This window comes from Streptomyces virginiae (genome assembly GCF_041432505.1).
Lineage (GTDB): Bacteria > Actinomycetota > Actinomycetes > Streptomycetales > Streptomycetaceae > Streptomyces > Streptomyces virginiae_A.
In genome coordinates this window covers 2,023,814-2,041,196 of the sequence record NZ_CP107871.1, presented here as the reverse complement: position 1 = coordinate 2,041,196, position 17,383 = coordinate 2,023,814, and the positions used below count along the sequence as shown (strand labels likewise).

Here is a 17,383-nt window from a genome sequence, read left to right as displayed (position 1 = left end):
AGCTGGAGGCATGCGCACATGGGCATGAGCGTGACCATTTCGGCGGCGGCTGCCGAGGACGCTGAGCAGATCTTCAAACTGCAGTACCTGGCCTTCCAGCGGGAGGCCGAGCTCTACGGCAACTACCTCATCCAGCCGCTCACCCAGTCCCTGGACTCCCTCAAGGGCGAGCTGGCGACGGACACCGTCCTGGTGGCCCGGCTCGGCGACGAGATCGTCGGGACCGTGCGCGGCAACGTCGACGAGGACGGCACCGGCAAGATCGCCAAGCTCTGCGTGCACCCGCGCCTGCAGGGTCACGGCCTCGGGGCGCGCCTGCTGCGCGCGGTCGAGGAGGCCCTGGCGAGCCCCGGCAACACCACCCGCTTCCGCCTGCACACCGGGCACAAGAGCGAGTCGAACCTGCGCCTCTACCGCAAGGCCGGCTACGTCAAGGTCGGCGGCCGCACGGCGTCCGACGGCGTCCAGCTGGTGATCCTGGAGAAGGAAGCCAAGGACCCGACCGACTTCACGGTCAGCGCGTAGGCGCCGCTCCGCGCCTGCGCAGCCAGAGCATCCCGGTGATCGGCAGGATCACCGGGATGAAGAGGTAGCCCATCCCGAACTGGGACCACACGGTCGTGTCGGGGAAGGACTCGGGTCGCACCAGGGTCCAGGTCCCCACGGCCAGCACGCCCGCCAGCTCGGCGGCGCAGCAGACCAGCGCCGCCTTGCGGGCCCGCTCGCCGCCACGCACCAGCGAGTACGTGATGAAGGCGTAGGCCAGCGCGGCCACGGCGGACAGCGAGTACGCCAGCGGCGCCCGGTCGAACTCGGTGGAGATCTGGAAGGCCGAGCGGGAGACCGCGCCCACCACCATCACCCCGTACAGCCACACCAGCAGCAGACCGGGCCCGGAGACCAGCCGCTTGCGGCCGGCGGTGGTGATGGCGGCGCCCGTGCCGCTTTCGGTGCCCGTGTCGTTCGTCGTGTCGGAGTCAGGCACCGGTGGTTCCCCAGATGTCGTAGAGCCGTACTTCGAGGACGGCGAGCACGACGGCGCCGGCGGCCACCGTGATCGATCCCCACTTGGTCCGCTCGGTCAGCGAGAGCATGCCGGCCGCCGGTACCGCGGCGAACGCGCCCACCAGGTAGGCCACGAAGATCACCGTGCCCTCGTCGGGCTTCCCGCCCCGGGCCAGCATCACCAGACCGATCACGAGCTGCGCCAGGACCAGCACCGTCACGACGGCCATACCGATGAAATGCCAGTCCTTGGTCGGCTGGTCCCGCCACGCGGCGTGGCCGCACCAGGCGGCGAGGGCGAGTGCGGCCACGCCGATGGCGACCGTCAGGGCGTCGAGCATGCAGCGAGGGTATTACGGGCCGAAAGACCCGATGCGCGCACCCCTGCGTCCCGACCGTGGTCTTGACCACAGCGGGCCCGGTCGCCGCACCCCGCAAGGACCCGGCCGTACCGGCCTCGGCATCACGGTCGGTGCAGGTCAGCGACGGGAGAAGGGCCCGCCGGGGAAGGGGGAGCGGGCCTGGTGGCGTCCGGTATGCGGTCGAATTGCGTCCGCTATTCGGACGCCGTTGATCGGTCAGGGGATAGGTCTGGTTTACTGGGGCCCATGACCACGACGAGCAGCCGCACCCTTGCGACCGAGGCGACGATGACGCCCGGTGCTCGTTGTATGTGTCGAATGTGCGCCTTCTGAGGGTCCCCTCCTGAGTCTCGCGCCCCGAAGCGAGACCAGTCGCGCCAGTGCTTCGTCCCCTGATGAACAGCACGGCTCGGCCATGCCCCGCGCACGTGTCGACCTCATCGTTTTCTGACGGTTCGTCCCGTATCGCGTCCCCAGATTGTTTGCCCCGTGCCGGCACCCCGCTGCGCCGCGCACACGACAGCGACGGAAATCCCTGTGATCACCACATCGGGCCTCACGAAGGTCTACCAGTCCCGTGGCCGCGAGGTCACCGCCCTGGACGGCGTCGATCTCCACGTCCGTGAGGGCGAGGTGTACGGAGTCATCGGCCAGAGCGGCGCCGGCAAGTCCTCCCTGATCCGCTGCGTCAACCTGCTGGAGCGCCCCACCACCGGCACGGTGACCGTCGACGGCGTCGACCTCACCGCCCTCGCCGGCCGCGGCCGCCGCGCGGGCAAGGAGCTCCGCGAGGCGCGCAGCCGCATCGGCATGGTCTTCCAGCACTTCAACCTGCTGTCCTCGCGCACCGTCCAGGCCAACGTCGAGCTGCCCCTGGAGATCCTCGGGGTCTCCGGCCGTGAGCGCTCCCGCAAGGCCCTCGAACTCCTCGACCTCGTCGGCCTCGCCGACAAGGCCAAGGCCTACCCGACCCAGCTCTCCGGCGGCCAGAAGCAGCGCGTCGGCATCGCCCGCGCCCTGGCCGGCGACCCCAAGGTGCTGCTGTCCGACGAGGCCACCAGCGCCCTGGACCCCGAGACCACCCGCTCCGTCCTGGGGCTGCTGCGCGACCTCAACCGCCAGCTCGGCCTCACCGTGCTGCTCATCACGCACGAGATGGACGTCGTCAAGACCGTCTGCGACTCGGCCGCCCTGATGAAGAACGGCCGCATCATCGAGTCCGGCACCGTCGCCGAACTCCTCGCCACCCCCGGATCCGAGCTCGCCGGCGAACTCTTCCCGGTCACCGGCACCGCCACCGGCCCCGACCGCACGGTCGTCGACGTCACCTTCCACGGCGAAGCCGCCGTCCGGCCGGTCATCTCGCAGCTCTCGCGCACGTACAACATCGACATCTCGATCCTCGGCGCCGCGATGGACACCGTCGCGGGCCGGCAGATCGGCCGCATGCGCATCGAACTGCCCGGCGGCTACGAGGACAACGTCGTGCCGGTCGGCTTCCTGCGCGAGCAGGGCCTCCAGGTCGACATCGTCGACGAGATCGACAACGAGCTGGCCGAGCTGGTCAAGGATGGTGCCAAGTGACCTGGTCCGAAATGCAGCCCCTGCTCACCCAGGGCACCTACGACACCCTTTACATGGTGCTGTGGTCCACCCTGGTGACCGTGCTCGGCGGCCTGCCCATCGGCATCCTGCTGGTCCTCACGGACAAGGGCGGCCTGCTGCAGAACCAGCCGCTCAACAAGGTCCTCGGCGTGATCGTGAACATAGGCCGCTCGCTGCCGTTCATCATCCTGCTGATCTTCCTGATCCCGGTCACCACCGCGGTCGTCGGCACCTTCATCGGCCCCACGGCCATGATCGTCCCGCTCGCCATCGGCGCCGTCCCCTTCTTCGCGCGCCTCGTCGAGACGGCCGTCCGCGAGGTGGACCACGGCCTGATCGAGGCCGTCGAGTCCATGGGCGGCGGCATCCCCACCCTGGTCGGCAAGGTGCTCCTCCCGCAGGCCCTGCCCTCCCTCGTCGCGGGTGTCACCACCACCGTCATCACCCTCGTCGGCTACTCGGCCATGGCCGGCGCCGTCGGCGGCGAAGGACTGGGATCCAAGGCCATCACCTACGGCTTCCAGCGCTTCGAGACCGGGTTCATGGTCGCCACCGTCGTGGTCCTCATCGCCCTCGTCACGGTGATCCAGCTGCTCGGCGACGGCGTGGTCCGCCTCCTCGCCCGCCGCGGCCGCACCGCCTGAGAAGACTTTCCACCCCTCACAGAGCCCGCACTTGTCGTGCTTGGGCCACCACCAGCAAGTCATCGGTACTTGTTCAGCAAGAAAGGCACTCTTCGTGCGTAAGAACATCAAGCTCACCGCCCTCGCCGCCACGGCCACCGCGCTCGCCCTCGGCCTCACCGCCTGCGGCAGCTCCTCGGACCCGTCCTCGGCGAAGGCCGACGGCGGCAAGGCCGACGAGAGCAAGCCCCTCGTCATAGCGGCCTCCCCGAGCCCGCACGCCGACGTCCTGAACTTCGTCAAGGACAAGCTCGCGGCCAAGGAAGGCCTCAAGCTGGAGGTCAAGGAGTTCACGGACTACGTCCTGCCGAACACCGCCACCGAGCAGAGCCAGGTCGACGGCAACTACTTCCAGCACAAGCCGTACCTCGACGACTTCAACAAGAAGAACAACACGCACGTCGTGCCCGTCGTGAACGTCCACCTGGAACCCCTCGGCCTCTACTCCAAGAAGATCAAGGCCATCGGTGACATCAAGGCCGGCCAGACCATCGCCGTCCCCAACGACACCACCAACGAGGGCCGCGCGCTCCAGCTGCTCGCCGCGAACAACCTGATCACCCTCAAGGAAGGCGTCGGCACCAGCGCCAAGCTGTCCGACATCACCGACAAGAAGGGCCTCGAGTTCAAGGAGCTGGAGGCCGCCACGGTCCCGCGCGCCCTGAACGACGTGGACGCCGCGATCATCAACGGCAACTACGCGCTGGAGGCCAAGCTGTCGCCCGCCAAGGACGCGCTGGTCCTGGAGAAGGCCGAGGGCAACCCCTACGCCAACTTCCTCGCGGTCAAGGACGGCAACCAGAACGACCCGCGGATCCAGAAGCTGGCCAAGCTCCTGAACTCCGACGAGGTCAAGAAGTTCATCGAGGAGAAGTACCAGGGCTCGGTCGTCCCGGCCTTCGGCGCCCCGGCCACCTCCTGAACCGGTACCTCGTGATCCGGTTCCTCCCGAACCGGTCATGAATCTCGGCCCCGCACGCACCTGACGGCGCGCGGGGCCGAGCTCTGCCCGCTTCCGGGCAACCCGGCCCTGCACATCACCCGGTCGATGCTGCATGCTGTGGCCTACGAACCGCACGCACGGTCCCGCACGAACGGTCCCGCACCGCGGTCGCATCGCACCACGGTCGCACCACGGTCTCAGGCATGGAGCTGCGCATGACTACCACCTTCCCGGACGTCACCATCAGCACGGACCGGCTGGTGCTGCGCCCCTTCGAGGAAGAGGACGTCACCGCGCTGACCGAGATGATGAACGACGAGCACGTCACCGCCTGGACCGGAGTGCCCCACCCCTACACCGCCGCCGACGCGCAGGCCTGGGCCACCCGGCACTCCCACGCGGAACGCACCGAGGGTCGCGGCATCGTCTTCGCCGTCACCGAGTTCCTCACCCAGCGCCTCGTCGGCATCGTGCACCTGCAGAGCACCAACTGGCACACCCGCGCCACCGAGGTCGGATACGTCACCGCCCCCTGGGCCCGCGGCGAGGGCTACGCCAGCGAATCCGTCCTGGCCGTCGCCCAATGGCTCTTCCGCGACCAGGGGTTCGAGCGCCTCGAACTGCGCACCGCCGCCGACAACACCGCCTCGCAGCAGGTGGCCCAGAAGATCGGCTGCATCAGCGAGGGCGTCCTGCGCAACGCGTGGATAGTCCGTACGCAGACGGCCGACGGCGGTTGGACCGACACCCGCACCGACCTCATCGTCTGGAGCCTGGTCCCCGAGGACCTCGACGAGGGCGACGGCTACGACGGGTACGACACCTACGACAGCTACGACGGATACGCCCGCAGCACCGCGTTCCCGCAGCGTGCCGACGCGCACGGCCACCGCGTCGGCGCCGACTGGAACTGAACCGATGACCGGGTAGTCTCACCGTGCCCGCCCCGACCGACTTCGCCCTCCCCCCGGCCTCCGCGGGGAGGTGCCCCCGCCAGACCAGGAGACTGACGACGATGGCCGACCGGGTCACGGTGATCGGCTGGGACGGTTCGCCCCTGACCGCGGGCGCCCGGTCCGCGCTCTCCGCCGCCACCCTCGTGGCCGGCGCCGCGCACCACCTCGCCCTTCCCGAAGTACCGCCCACCGCCGAGCGCATCCGCCTGGGCAGCGTCGGCCTCGCCGCGCGCCGCATCGCCGGCCACCGGGGCACCGCGGTGGTCTTCGCCGACGGGGACCCCGGCTTCTTCGGCGCCGTACGCGTCCTGCGCGCCCCGGAGCACGGCCTGGAGGTCGAGGTCGTCCCGGCCGTCTCCTCCGTCGCCGCGGCCTTCGCCCGCGCAGGCATGCCCTGGGACGACGCCCAGGTCGTCGTGGCCCACCCCCGTACCCTGCGCCGCGCGGTCAACGTCTGCCGCGCCCACGCCAAGGTCGCGGTCCTCACCTCACCCGGCGCCGGCCCCGCGGAACTCGCGCTCCTCCTCGAAGGAGTTCACCGCACCTTCGTCGTCTGCGAGGAACTCGGCACGGACCGGGAGCAGGTCAGCGTCCTCACCTCCGACAAGGCCGCCGACCACAGCTGGCGCGACCCGAACGTCGTCATCGTCATCGGCGGCGGGGGACCGGCCCAGGCCGACGCGGGCTGGCTCCTCGGCCAGAGCGCCGCCCGGTCCACCGAGCGCGGCTGGGCCAGGCCCCGGACCGACACGGGAGAAGGAGGGTCGGCGCAACTGCGCGCCGCCCAACTCGCCCGCCTCGGCCCGCGCACCGGCGACCTCCTGTGGGACATCGGCACCGGATCCGGCGGCGTGGCCGTGGACGCGGCCGCCCTCGGCGCCGCCGTCATCGCGGTGGACGCCGACCCGGCCGCCTGCGACCGCATAACCGCCGCCGCCCGCACGCGCGGAGTGCAGCTCCAGACCGTCGCCGGGCGCGCGCCGCACGTACTGGAGAACCTGCCCGAACCCGATGTCGTCCGTGTCGGCGGTGGCGGCGCCGCCGTCGTCGCGGCCGTCGCCGAACGCCGCCCCGAACGGATCGTCAGCCACGCCTCCACCCGCGACGAGGCGGAGGCGATCGGCAGGGCACTCACCGAACACGGTTACGCCGTCGAGTGCGCACTGCTCCAGTCCGTGGGCCTGGACACCCGAACCTGGGCCGAACAGGACCGTTCCGTGGTGTTCCTCCTGGCAGCCGAACGCCCCACCACGCGCTGAGACGAGGGCCGGGGTAGGCTGGCCGATCGTCGTACTGCCTCGGACGATTCGGGCATCGCGACACCGCCTGGACGCGCGACGTGGCGCAGTCCACAGAGGACCGTGACGGTTATGGCCGTCACGGTGGCCGACGGGCGCGACAATGCTTACTGGTTGTCGTGCCGGCGCATGCGAGACGAGCTCGTCGCACCGCAACCCCGCAGGCAAAACCGCTCGGCGGCCTCGTGGGCGACCGGGCGATCGAAGAGGCAAAACCGATGGGCGAGGGGTAAGCATGACTGACACCGGCCAGGTCCCGGGCGAGGGTCTCCCGGACAACGCGGGCATGGTGGATCAGCAGAGCGTCCCCGCTCCGGTCCAGATCCCGGCACCGATTCCCGCCGGCTACGCCTTCCAGGACCTCATGGACAATCCGGCCGAGCCGGAGGACGAGGAACTGCTGCTGATGCCGAGCGGCCAGGGTGCCTGGAGCGACCCGCAGGTCGTCCCGCAGGCCCCGGCCTTCCCCGCGCCCCAGCTCGGCGAGCCGCAGCTGTACGCGGACCAGGCCTTCGGCGCCGAGTCCTCGTACGCCGAGGCCCCGGCCGCGTACACCGAGTTCCCCCCGCCCGTGTTCCCCGACGGCGGCTACAGCGCGGGCGCGCACGAGACGGGCGGCCGTGACTCCGGCGCGCTCGACCTCGGCGGGCTCGTCGTCCCGCCGCCGGCCGCCCCGGTGGCCCCCGCGGCCCCCATGCGGCGCCCCCTGCACATGGGCCCGCCCGTGCCCGAGGCCAACGGCGGAGTCGTACGGTCCCTCGCCGACCGCGGCCCGGCCGCGGCGCCCGCCCAGGCCGCCCCGACGGCCGCCGTGAGCGCCCCGTCGGCGCCCATCCCGTTCCCCCAGGCGGGCCCCCCGACCACGGGCCCCGAGTACCTGGACATCCGCACCGAGGCCGCCGAGGCCGCCGTGGCCCCGTCCGTCGAGATCCCGCCGCAGGCCGGCGCCCCGTGGACCCCGGAGCCGGTCGCCGCGCCCGAGCCCGTCGCCGAGGCGATGGCCGAGCCCACCGCGACCCCCGTGGAGCCGGAGCCGACCCAGGCCCCCGCTCCGGCGGAAGCGGTGGTCCGGCCCGAGCCCGTCGCGGTCGAGCCGGAACCGCAGCCCGACCCGGTCGCGGTCGAGCCGGTCACCGTGGAGCCGGTCTCCGTCGAGCCCGCGCCGGAGCCCGAGCCCGAGCCCGAGCCGGTCGCCCCGGTGGAGCCGGTGGCCGCCGCCGTGGCCGAGCCGGTCCTGCCCGAGCCCGTCGCGGTCGAGCCGCAGCCGGAGCCGCAGCCGCTCGTGTCCGAGCCGGCGGCCGTGGAACCCCGGCCCGAGCCCGCGCCGGCGGCCCCGCCCGTCGTGGCCGAGCCGGTGCAGCCGGAAGCCGCCGCCCCCGCGGAGCAGCCCGAGGCCCCGGCGCAGCCCGAGCCGGTGCTCGCCGCCCCGGCCGTCGTGGCCGAGCCGGCCCCGGCACAGCCCGTCCAGCCGCAGACCGTCCGACCTGAGCCGGAACCGGAGCAGGAGCCTGAGCAGGCATCGGAGCCGGCGTCGGCGCAGGCGCCCCTCCAGATCCACCCCGAGGTCGCCCCGGAGCCGCTCCCGGTGGAGCAGGCCGAGGCACAGCCCGAGGCCGAGCCCGTGGTGGACGCCCCCGCCGAGCCCTCCGCGGGCGAGGCGGCCCCCGGCTACGCCGACGCCGAGCGCGAGGCCGTCCTGCGCGTCATGCGCGAGCGCCGCGACATCCGCAAGGGCTTCCGTACCGACCCGATCCCGCACGAGGTGCTGCTGCGCGTCCTGGAAGCGGCCCACACCGCGCCCAGCGTCGGCCACTCGCAGCCCTGGGACTTCGTCGTCATCCGCTCCGCCGAGACCCGCCGGACGATGCACGAGCTCGCCCAGCGCCAGCGCGAGGCGTACGCGAAGTCGCTGCCCAAGGGCCGGGCGAAGCAGTTCAAGGAACTCAAGATCGAGGCGATCCTCGACACCCCGGTCAACATCGTCGTCACCGCCGACCCCACCCGGGGCGGGCGCCACACCCTCGGCCGGCACACCCAGCCGCAGATGGCCCCGTACTCCTCGGCCCTCGCCGTCGAGAACCTCTGGCTCGCCGCGCGCGCCGAAGGCCTCGGCGTCGGCTGGGTCAGCTTCTTCGACGAGCGCGAGATGGTCCGCGAGCTGGGCCTGCCCGAGCACCTCGAAGTCGTCGCCTACCTCTGCGTCGGCTACGTCGACGAGTTCCCCGAGGAGCCCGAGCTGGCCCAGGCCGGCTGGTCGCAGCGCCGCCCGCTGTCCTGGGTGGTCCACGAGGAGACCTACGGTCGCCGCGCACTGCCCGGCGAGGAGCCGCACGACCTCCTCTCGGAGACGGTCGCCAGCATCCGCCCGCTCGACGCGAAGGCGCTCGGCGAGGCGTGGGAGCGCCAGAAGCGCATGACGAAGCCGGCCGGCGCCCTGGGCATGCTGGAGATCATCTCCGCCCAGCTCAGCGGCCTGTCCCGGGTGTGCCCGCCGCCGATCCCGGAGCCGGCCGCGGTCGCGATCTTCGCCGGTGACCACGGCGTGCACGCCCAGGGCGTCACCCCGTGGCCCCAGGAGGTCACCACCCAGATGGTGGCCAACTTCCTGGGCGGCGGAGCGGTCTGCAACGCCTTCGCCAACCAGGTCGGCGCCGAGGTGTGCGTGATCGACGTCGGCGTCGCGGGCGACCTCCCGGCCACCCCGGGCCTGCTCCCGCGCAAGGTCCGCCCGGGCACCGCCGACCTCTCCACCGGCCCCGCCATGACCCGCGAGGAAGCCGTCGCGGCCATCGAGGTGGGCATCGAGACGGCTCGCGACCTGGTCGCGGCGGGCAACAAGGCGCTCCTCACGGGCGAGATGGGCATCGCGAACACCACGGTGTCCGCCGCCCTCATCTCGGTCTTCACCGGTGTCGACCCGGCCGAGGTGACCGGCCGCGGCACGGGCATCAACGACGAGACGCACGCCCGCAAGGTCGAGGTCGTCCGCCGCGCCCTGGAGCTCCACCAGCCCGACCCGGCGGACCCGATCGGCGTCCTCGCGGCGATCGGCGGACTGGAGCACGCGGCCATCGTCGGCCTCCTCCTCGGCGGCGCGTCGCTGCGTACCCCGGTGATCCTGGACGGCGTCAGCGCCGGAGCCGCCGCTCTGGTGGCCCGCGCCATCGCCCCGGAGTCCCTGTCGGCGTGCATCGCGGGCCACCGCAGCGCCGAGCCGGGCCACGTCGCGGCGCTCAACAAGCTGGGCCTGCGCCCGCTGGTCGACCTGGACCTCCGCCTCGGCGAGGGCACGGGCGCCCTCCTCGCCCTCCCCCTGGTCCAGAGCGCGGCCCGCGCCATGCACGAGGTGGCCACCTTCGACTCGGCAGGCGTCACGGAGAAGTAGTACTCCGGGGGACCGCGGGGCGGGGACACTCCGGGACGTCCCCGCAGGTCGAGCGACCCCACCGCCGCCCGGCAGGCCGGTCGTCCACCCCCGGCCCCGCCGGCGTTCGAGGCGCGGGGTCCGGGGGCTCGGCCCCGGGCCGGGCTCAGCCCCCGTCCGCGCCTCGGGACGACCCGCGCCGTATGGTGGACCAGCACAAAGAAGCCGCACGTCAGTACACCGCCGCTCCAGCGCCGCAGCGGCACGCAAGAGCACCGCCGCCCCCAGGAGCCGCATCCGCCATGGCCGACACCCCCGCCTACCCCGTAGGACTCCGCCTGGCCGGCCGCCGTGTCGTCGTCATCGGCGGCGGACAGGTCGCGCAGCGCCGCCTTCCCGCGCTCATCGCGGCCGGCGCCGACGTCCTGCTCATCTCGCCCTCCGCCACCCCCTCCGTGGACGCCATGGCCGAGACCGGCGAGATCCGCTGGGAGCGCCGCCGCTACCAGGACGGCGACCTCGCCGACGCCTGGTACGCGCTGATCGCCACCCAGAACCGCGAGGACAACGAGCGCGCCTCCGCCGAGGCCGAGCGCGAGCGCGTCTGGTGCGTGCGCGCCGACGACGCCTCCGCCGCCACCGCCTGGACCCCCGCGACCGGCCGCATCGAGGGCGTCACCGTCGCCGTGCTGACCGGCAACGATCCCCGCCGCTCCGCGGCCGTCCGCGACGCCGTCGTCGAAGGCCTGCGCGACGGCACCCTCACCGCTCCCGCCCACCGGCACAAGGCCACCCCCGGCGTGGCCCTCGTCGGCGGCGGCCCGGGCGACCCGGACCTGATCACCGTGCGCGGCCGCCGGCTCCTCGCCGAGGCCGACGTGGTCATCGCCGACCGGCTCGGCCCCCGCGACCTGCTCGACGAGCTTCCGCCGCACGTCGAGGTCATCGACGCCGCGAAGATCCCGTACGGCCGGTTCATGGCGCAGGAGGCCATCAACAACGCCCTGATCGAGCACGCCAAGGCCGGCAAGGCCGTGGTCCGGCTCAAGGGCGGCGACCCCTACGTCTTCGGTCGCGGCATGGAGGAGCTCCAGGCCCTCGCCGAGGCCGGCATCCCGTGCACCGTCGTTCCCGGCATCTCCAGCTCCATCTCGGTGCCCGGCGCCGTCGGCATCCCGGTCACCCACCGCGGTGTGGCGCACGAGTTCACCGTGGTCAGCGGCCACGTCGGCCCCGACGACCCGCGCTCGCTCGTGGACTGGGCCTCCCTCGCCAAGCTCACCGGCACCCTGGTGATCCTCATGGGCGTCGACAAGATCGGCCTGATCGCCGAGGCGCTCGTGCGGCACGGCCGCTCCGCGCAGACCCCCGTCGCGGTGATCCAGGAGGGCACCACCGCCACCCAGCGCCGCGTGGACGCCACCCTCGCCACCGTCGGCGAGACGGTCCGCGCCGAGGAGGTCCGCCCGCCGGCCGTCATCGTCATCGGCGAGGTCGTCCGCGTGAACGGCCCGGGCGACCGCACCCTCCCCACCACCGGCGCCTGACAGGCCGTTGGCACCGCACCCAGGACAAGGCAGTATCACCCTGTGGCTGATCTCATCACCATCAACGACCCCGACGACCCGCGCCTGCGCGACTACACGGGCCTGACCGACGTCGAACTCCGGCGCCGGCGCGAGCCCGCCGAAGGCCTTTTCATCGCCGAGGGCGAGAAGGTCATCAGACGCGCCAAGGACGCCGGGTACGAGATGCGCTCGATGCTGCTCTCCGCCAAGTGGGTCGACGTCATGCGCGACGTCATCGACGAACTCCCGGCACCCGTCTACGCGGTGAGCCCCGAGCTCGCCGAGCGCGTCACCGGCTACCACGTGCACCGCGGGGCCCTGGCCTCCATGCAGCGCAAACCGCTGCCCACGGCGCAGGAACTGCTCTCCACCACCCGCCGCGTGGTCGTCATGGAAGCGGTCAACGACCACACCAACATCGGGGCCATCTTCCGCAGCGCCGCAGCCCTCGGCATGGACGCGGTGCTGCTGTCACCGGACTGCGCGGACCCTCTCTACCGCCGCTCGGTGAAGGTCTCCATGGGGGCGGTGTTCTCCGTGCCCTACGCCCGCCTGGAAGCCTGGCCGAAGAGCCTGGACTCGGTGCGCGAGGCGGGCTTCAAGCTGCTCGCCCTCACCCCGCACGAGAAGGCCACGCCGATCGACGTGGCCGCGCCGCAGTCCCTCGAACGGGTCGCGCTGATGCTCGGCGCCGAGGGCGACGGCCTGTCCACGCCCGCGCTGGTCGCCGCCGACGAATGGGTACGGATCCCCATGGCGCACGGCGTGGACTCGCTGAACGTGGGCGCGGCGGCCGCGGTCGCCTTCTACGCGGTGGCCCAGGGCCGCGCCCCGCAGCAGTAGCGCCCGGGCTACAACTTCTGGGCCGCCGCGATGCCCAGCGCCACGATCAGCGTCACCACGACGAACACGATCAGCCGCTGCCGCATCAGCTTCGGATCCGGCCGTGAGGGCCGCCGTCCCGTCCCCGTCGTCCTGGGGGCCGGACGGCCGCCCGTACGCCCCGAGGTCGGCCGGGAGGACGGGCCGCCGGGGTGCTGCGGGTTGCGGGAGGACGAGGGCCGTGAGTGCGGGCCGCTCGGGGTGCCGCCCTGGGCCCGGGGCGTGGTGTTGCCGCCGGTACGACGCTCCGTACGCCGGCCGGGGTACTCCTCGGCCGCGCCGCCGATCCGCTCCGCCTCGGGGAGCCGCCCGGTCGGCCGCTCGACCCGGGCCCGCTGGGCCGGCGGGCGCCCGTCGGAGAGCCCCTGTGCCTCGCGGGCCGCGATCTCCTTGAGCCGCATCGACAGCTGGAGCGTGCTGGGCCGCTCCTCGGGATCCTTGGCGAGGCAGGCCCGTACCAGGGGTGCCAGCGCGTCCGGCACGCCCTGGAGGTGCGGCTCCTCGTGGACCACGCGGTACAGCATGACCTCGGAACTGCCGTGCCCGAAGGGCGAGTCGGCGGTGGCCGCGTACGCCAGCGTGGCGCCGAGGGCGAAGACGTCGGTGGCCGGGGTGACGGCGGCGCCGCGCACCTGCTCGGGCGCGAGGAACCCGGGGGAGCCGACGGCCGTACCCACATGGGTGAGGGTGCTCGCCCCGGTGGCCCAGGCGATGCCGAAGTCGATGATCCGCGGGCCCTTGGGCGACAGCAGGATGTTCGAGGGCTTGAGGTCCCGGTGGACGACGCCCGCCTCGTGGACGGCGACCAGGCCCTCGGAGAGCGCGGCGCCCACGGCGGCGATCTGTGCGGCCGTCAGAGGGCCTTCCTCGGCCACCCTGTCGTGCAGCGAGGGGCCGGGTACGTACTGGGTCGCGAACCAGGGGCGTTCGGCCTCCAGGTCCGCGGCCACCAGGCGCGCCGTGCAGCCGCCCCGGATCCGCCGGGCGGCGGACACCTCACGGGCGAACCGCGAGCGGAACTCCTGGTCCTCGGCCAGATCCGGCCGGATGACCTTGAGCGCGACACGCTGCCCGCGCCGGTCCGATCCCAGGTAGACCACGCCCATGCCGCCGGCGCCGAGCCGGCGGTGCAGTCTGAACGAGCCGACGACACGCGGGTCCTCGCGCCGGAGCCGCATCATCGCCATGTCCACCCCGCTGACCGGTCGTCCTGTTGACGTGGCACAGCTTACGGACCATCCGGCATGCGTGCTCAGAGGCCGCGCCCTCGCCGGGAGATTCGATTGTCAGTGCGGCACAGCACACGTGAGGGGGTGTCGGCGCTGCCGTCCGGGCGTTCCCCCGGGGCGGTCCGCTCGGCCAAACGCCCCTCGAAGCAAGGGGATTGGCGCCCCGGAGCAGGTCAGGGCCCGCTCCGGGGCGACCGCGGGCCACTCCCGGCCGAGTCGATCTTGCCGGCGGCCGGTGGGCGGACACGCGGCCACGGGGAGTGACGCAAGTGAGCGAAGTCACTACCCTCCGGTCATCCCCTCCGGGAAGTCCCCCACAACGGGGGAACGGTCTCCACCCAGGGGAGTACGCGGGGCGGCCCCCGTCATCCTCCTGGAGGCCCGGCAATGGGTACGAGGGCATGAGGCCAGGAGCCGCCCGCCCGCCTAGTGTTGAAGACAAGCGGCGGGTGGCGCACTCGTCCCCCGAGGTCACGAGCCCGCCGCTGCCAGACGACAGGGAGAGGACCATGGCGGACATCGCACGGCAGGGGCGCAAGGCATTCGCGTTCAACGGCCACGAGTCCGGTACCCGCCACCCACTGGTGGCCGCGGCCATGGTCCTTCCCCTGGCCGCCCTGCTGCTCTTCCTCTTCGGAGGCTTCGATCAGCTGGCGGCACAGGCGTCGTCCGTGGGCGTGATGCTGGGGCGCTGAGCGGCGCCCCAGGTCCGGGAGAGCGGCCCGGACCGGGACATCGGCCTGTCGAACCCCGTGGGGACGGGGGAGCGGCGGACGGACGGCAGGTGAAGGGTGCTGCCCGTACGACTGGGGAGTCGGACGGGCAGCACCCTTTTTCATGTGCCGCGACCCACTCGTGCGGAGGAACGCGAAAGCCCCGACCGTGGGACGGTCGGGGCTTTCAGGTGGTGCGCGATACTGGGATTGAACCAGTGACCTCTTCCGTGTCAGGGAAGCGCTCTCCCGCTGAGCTAATCGCGCGGGCTCCACGGCTCGAAAGCCGCAGGTGGAACAAGGTGATGCTGGTGCTGCGTGCGCGATACTGGGATTGAACCAGTGACCTCTTCCGTGTCAGGGAAGCGCTCTCCCGCTGAGCTAATCGCGCGGGGATCCTTGCGGATCAGTGGACGATACTGGGATTGAACCAGTGACCTCTTCCGTGTCAGGGAAGCGCTCTCCCGCTGAGCTAATCGTCCTTGGAGGTGGAGACGGGATTTGAACCCGTGTAGACGGCTTTGCAGGCCGTTGCCTCGCCTCTCGGCCACTCCACCTGGAGCTGCAGGGGTTCTCGGGAAGATCCCCCACTTCGAGCGGACGACGAGACTCGAACTCGCGACATCCACCTTGGCAAGGTGGTGCTCTACCAACTGAGCTACGTCCGCAGGTCACCGTGTTCGCTCCGGGGTTTTCCCCCTTCGCTCCCTGGCGACGTGTTGAACTCTAGCGGATTACCGGGCCAGCTCAAAAACGCGTTTCCGCAGCGTGCTGCCGCTCGATCACCACAGGTCACCCTGCCGTCACCGCACCGGCGCCGTCTCGTCACCGGTCATAGACTCGCAGCCGTGCACGACCTGCCTCCCATGGCCCGCTTCGGCGGCCTTCTCGCGACCGACCTCCGAGACGTCACCAGCGACCCCGCCGCCCTCGACTCCACCGGCTTCTGGGCGGTGTCCGCCGACTTCGAAGGCCGGCTCGTCTGCGCGCGCTTCGGCGACGTACGCCGCGAGCCCGTCCCCGCGCCCGTTCCGGGCGCCTGGCGCGGACCCGACGCCGACCGGTGGACCTCCTCCCTCGACCGTGCCGCGTACGTGGCCGGGGTGCGGCGCGTCCGTGAGCACATCGCCGCAGGTGAGGTCTACCAGGCCAACCTCTGCCGGGTGATGTCCGCGCCGCTGCCCCACCCCGACCGCGCCGACGTCGACGCGCTCACGGCGCTCCTCGCGCGCGGCAACCCCGCACCCTTCGCAGGAACGATTCGCCTGGCCGCCCACGGAGTCGAGATCGCCACCGCCTCCCCCGAGCTGTTCCTGCGCCGCTCCGACCGGTACATCGAGTCCGGCCCCATCAAGGGGACCGGCCGCACCGTCCACGACCTGCTCCCCAAGGACCACGCCGAGAACGTGATGATCGTGGACCTGGTACGCAACGACCTCGGCCGGGTCTGCGCGACGGGCTCCGTCGCCGTCCCCGAGCTGTGCGCCGTCGAGGAGCACCCGGGCCTGGTCCACCTCGTCTCCGTCGTGAGCGGCGAACTCGCCGACGGCACCGGCTGGCCCGAGCTGCTCGCCGCCACCTTCCCGCCCGGTTCCGTCACGGGCGCCCCCAAGTCCTCCGCCCTGCGCATCATCGAAGCCCTGGAGACCGCCCCACGCGGCCCCTACTGCGGAGGCATCGGCTGGGTCGACGCCGACCGGGGCACCGCCGAGCTCGCCGTGGGCATCCGTACATTCTGGATCGACCGCGAGGCCGCCGGCGGACCCCGCCTGCTCTTCGGCACCGGGGCGGGCATCACGTGGGGCTCCGACCCCGACCGCGAATGGGCGGAGACCGAACTCAAGGCCGCCCGGCTCCTGCGGGTGGCCATGGGCCACGAGGTGAGCGGCGGCACGCAGGGGACGAACGACACGATCGGAAGGACCGCACCATGAAGATCTGGCTCGACGGAGCCCTCACCGAGGTGGACAGCGCGAAGGTGTCCGTCCTCGACCACGGCCTGACCGTGGGCGACGGCGTCTTCGAGACGCTGAAGGCGGAGCGCGGCCGCGCCTTCGCGCTCACCCGGCACCTGGAACGGCTCACCCGCTCGGCCCGGGGCCTGGGCCTGCCGGACCCCGACCTCGACGAGGTCCGCCGGGCCTGCGCCGCCGTCCTGGAGGCCAACCCGCTGGAGCACGGGCGACTGCGCGTCACCTACACCGGCGGAGTCTCCCCCCTCGGCTCCGACCGCGGGGACGCCGGGACCACCCTGATCGCCGCCGTCGCCGACTCCCCCCGCCGGCCGGACACCACCGCCGTCGTCACGGTGCCCTGGGTCCGCAACGAACGCTCCGCCGTGGCCGGACTGAAGACCACCTCGTACGCCGAGAACGTGGTCGCCCTCGCCGCCGCGCACCGCGCCGGGGCCTCCGAGGCGCTCCTCGCCAACACCCTCGGCCGCCTCTGCGAGGGCACCGGCTCGAACGTCTTCGTCGTACTCGACGGAGAACTGCACACCCCGCCGCTCGCCTCCGGCTGCCTGGCCGGCATCACCCGGGCCCTGATCGTCGACTGGGCCGGTGCCAAGGAGACCGACCTGCCCTTCGACGTGCTGGAGCGGGCCGAGGAGGTCTTCGTGACCTCCTCGCTGCGCGACGCCCAGGCCGTACTGCGGATCGACGACCGCGAACTGGGGTCCGCCCCCGGGCCGGTCACGGCCGAGGTGATGCGGATCTTCGAGGTGATGGCGGGCGCGGACCTCGACCCGTAGGACGACCGGGACGGGAGCGGGGG

At 72.4% G+C, this 17,383-nt stretch carries 15 protein-coding genes and 5 tRNA genes; 12 read left to right on the top strand and 8 right to left on the bottom strand.

What is annotated here, in order from left to right; all coding sequences use genetic code 11:
• Nucleotides 1-18: 18 nt before the first annotated feature.
• Complete coding sequence (locus OG624_RS09610; RefSeq protein WP_030723525.1) at nucleotides 19-525, top strand: GNAT family N-acetyltransferase; 507 nt, start codon at nucleotides 19-21, stop codon at nucleotides 523-525.
• On the opposite strand, the gene OG624_RS09605 is transcribed toward OG624_RS09610, so the two are convergent.
• Together OG624_RS09605 and OG624_RS09600 are read right to left on the bottom strand one after the other, a co-directional pair.
• Nucleotides 515-928: a hypothetical protein gene (locus OG624_RS09605; protein ID WP_106971444.1), complete on the bottom strand. Its 414-nt coding sequence runs from the start codon at nucleotides 926-928 to the stop codon at nucleotides 515-517. The genes OG624_RS09610 and OG624_RS09605 overlap by 11 nt on opposite strands.
• 49 nt (nucleotides 929-977) lie before the next feature.
• On the bottom strand, nucleotides 978-1,346 hold the full coding sequence (locus OG624_RS09600) for a hypothetical protein (RefSeq protein WP_033222521.1): 369 nt from the start codon (nucleotides 1,344-1,346) through the stop codon (nucleotides 978-980).
• Nucleotides 1,347-1,904: 558 nt separating this feature from the next.
• On the opposite strand from OG624_RS09600, the gene OG624_RS09595 reads away from it, so the two are divergent.
• The 8 genes from OG624_RS09595 to OG624_RS09560 all read left to right on the top strand — a co-directional run bounded on the left by OG624_RS09595 (nucleotide 1,905) and on the right by OG624_RS09560 (nucleotide 12,627).
• On the top strand, nucleotides 1,905-2,951 hold the full coding sequence (locus tag OG624_RS09595) for a methionine ABC transporter ATP-binding protein (RefSeq protein WP_033222524.1): 1,047 nt from the start codon (nucleotides 1,905-1,907) through the stop codon (nucleotides 2,949-2,951).
• Complete coding sequence (locus OG624_RS09590; RefSeq protein ID WP_033222526.1) at nucleotides 2,948-3,616, top strand: methionine ABC transporter permease; 669 nt, start codon at nucleotides 2,948-2,950, stop codon at nucleotides 3,614-3,616. The genes OG624_RS09595 and OG624_RS09590 overlap by 4 nt, the downstream gene beginning before the upstream one ends.
• Before the next feature lie 94 nt (nucleotides 3,617-3,710).
• Nucleotides 3,711-4,577, top strand: coding sequence for a MetQ/NlpA family ABC transporter substrate-binding protein (locus OG624_RS09585; protein ID WP_033222528.1), 867 nt, complete (start codon nucleotides 3,711-3,713; stop codon nucleotides 4,575-4,577).
• A gap of 236 nt (nucleotides 4,578-4,813) precedes the next feature.
• Complete coding sequence (locus OG624_RS09580) at nucleotides 4,814-5,512, top strand: GNAT family N-acetyltransferase (protein ID WP_161291304.1); 699 nt, start codon at nucleotides 4,814-4,816, stop codon at nucleotides 5,510-5,512.
• Nucleotides 5,513-5,613: 101 nt separating this feature from the next.
• Nucleotides 5,614-6,813, top strand: a complete 1,200-nt coding sequence (gene cbiE / locus OG624_RS09575; RefSeq protein ID WP_371639310.1) for a precorrin-6y C5,15-methyltransferase (decarboxylating) subunit CbiE — start codon at nucleotides 5,614-5,616, stop codon at nucleotides 6,811-6,813.
• 274 nt (nucleotides 6,814-7,087) lie between these two features.
• On the top strand, nucleotides 7,088-10,237 hold the full coding sequence (cobT, locus tag OG624_RS09570; RefSeq protein WP_371639309.1) for a nicotinate-nucleotide--dimethylbenzimidazole phosphoribosyltransferase: 3,150 nt from the start codon (nucleotides 7,088-7,090) through the stop codon (nucleotides 10,235-10,237).
• A gap of 281 nt (nucleotides 10,238-10,518) precedes the next feature.
• Entirely contained in the window at nucleotides 10,519-11,763 is a 1,245-nt protein-coding gene (gene cobA, locus OG624_RS09565) for a uroporphyrinogen-III C-methyltransferase (RefSeq protein WP_033222537.1), read from the top strand.
• 42 nt (nucleotides 11,764-11,805) lie between these two features.
• Nucleotides 11,806-12,627, top strand: coding sequence for a TrmH family RNA methyltransferase (locus tag OG624_RS09560; protein WP_371639308.1), 822 nt, complete (start codon nucleotides 11,806-11,808; stop codon nucleotides 12,625-12,627).
• Between the two features lie 8 nt (nucleotides 12,628-12,635).
• Here OG624_RS09560 and OG624_RS09555 read toward each other — a convergent pair whose 3' ends face one another.
• Entirely contained in the window at nucleotides 12,636-13,853 is a 1,218-nt protein-coding gene (locus tag OG624_RS09555; protein WP_033222647.1) for a serine/threonine-protein kinase, read from the bottom strand.
• Nucleotides 13,854-14,380: 527 nt separating this feature from the next.
• On the opposite strand from OG624_RS09555, the gene OG624_RS09550 reads away from it, so the two are divergent.
• On the top strand, nucleotides 14,381-14,590 hold the full coding sequence (locus tag OG624_RS09550) for a hypothetical protein (protein ID WP_371589784.1): 210 nt from the start codon (nucleotides 14,381-14,383) through the stop codon (nucleotides 14,588-14,590).
• A gap of 210 nt (nucleotides 14,591-14,800) precedes the next feature.
• Here OG624_RS09550 and OG624_RS09545 read toward each other — a convergent pair.
• From OG624_RS09545 to OG624_RS09525, 5 genes are all read right to left on the bottom strand, one after another.
• A tRNA-Val gene (locus OG624_RS09545) sits at nucleotides 14,801-14,875 on the bottom strand.
• 52 nt (nucleotides 14,876-14,927) lie between these two features.
• Nucleotides 14,928-14,999: transfer RNA gene (locus OG624_RS09540), tRNA-Val, on the bottom strand.
• 19 nt (nucleotides 15,000-15,018) lie between these two features.
• Nucleotides 15,019-15,090, bottom strand: a tRNA-Val gene (locus OG624_RS09535).
• A 1-nt stretch (nucleotide 15,091) separates the two neighbouring features.
• Nucleotides 15,092-15,165 (bottom strand) — tRNA-Cys (locus tag OG624_RS09530).
• A 38-nt stretch (nucleotides 15,166-15,203) separates the two neighbouring features.
• A tRNA-Gly gene (locus OG624_RS09525) sits at nucleotides 15,204-15,276 on the bottom strand.
• Nucleotides 15,277-15,456: 180 nt separating this feature from the next.
• Here OG624_RS09525 and OG624_RS09520 point away from each other — a divergent pair.
• Entirely contained in the window at nucleotides 15,457-16,542 is a 1,086-nt protein-coding gene (locus OG624_RS09520) for a chorismate-binding protein (RefSeq protein WP_033222541.1), read from the top strand.
• Complete coding sequence (locus OG624_RS09515) at nucleotides 16,539-17,360, top strand: aminotransferase class IV (RefSeq protein ID WP_161292251.1); 822 nt, start codon at nucleotides 16,539-16,541, stop codon at nucleotides 17,358-17,360. The genes OG624_RS09520 and OG624_RS09515 overlap by 4 nt, the downstream gene beginning before the upstream one ends.
• The last annotated feature ends 23 nt before the right edge of the window (nucleotides 17,361-17,383 follow it).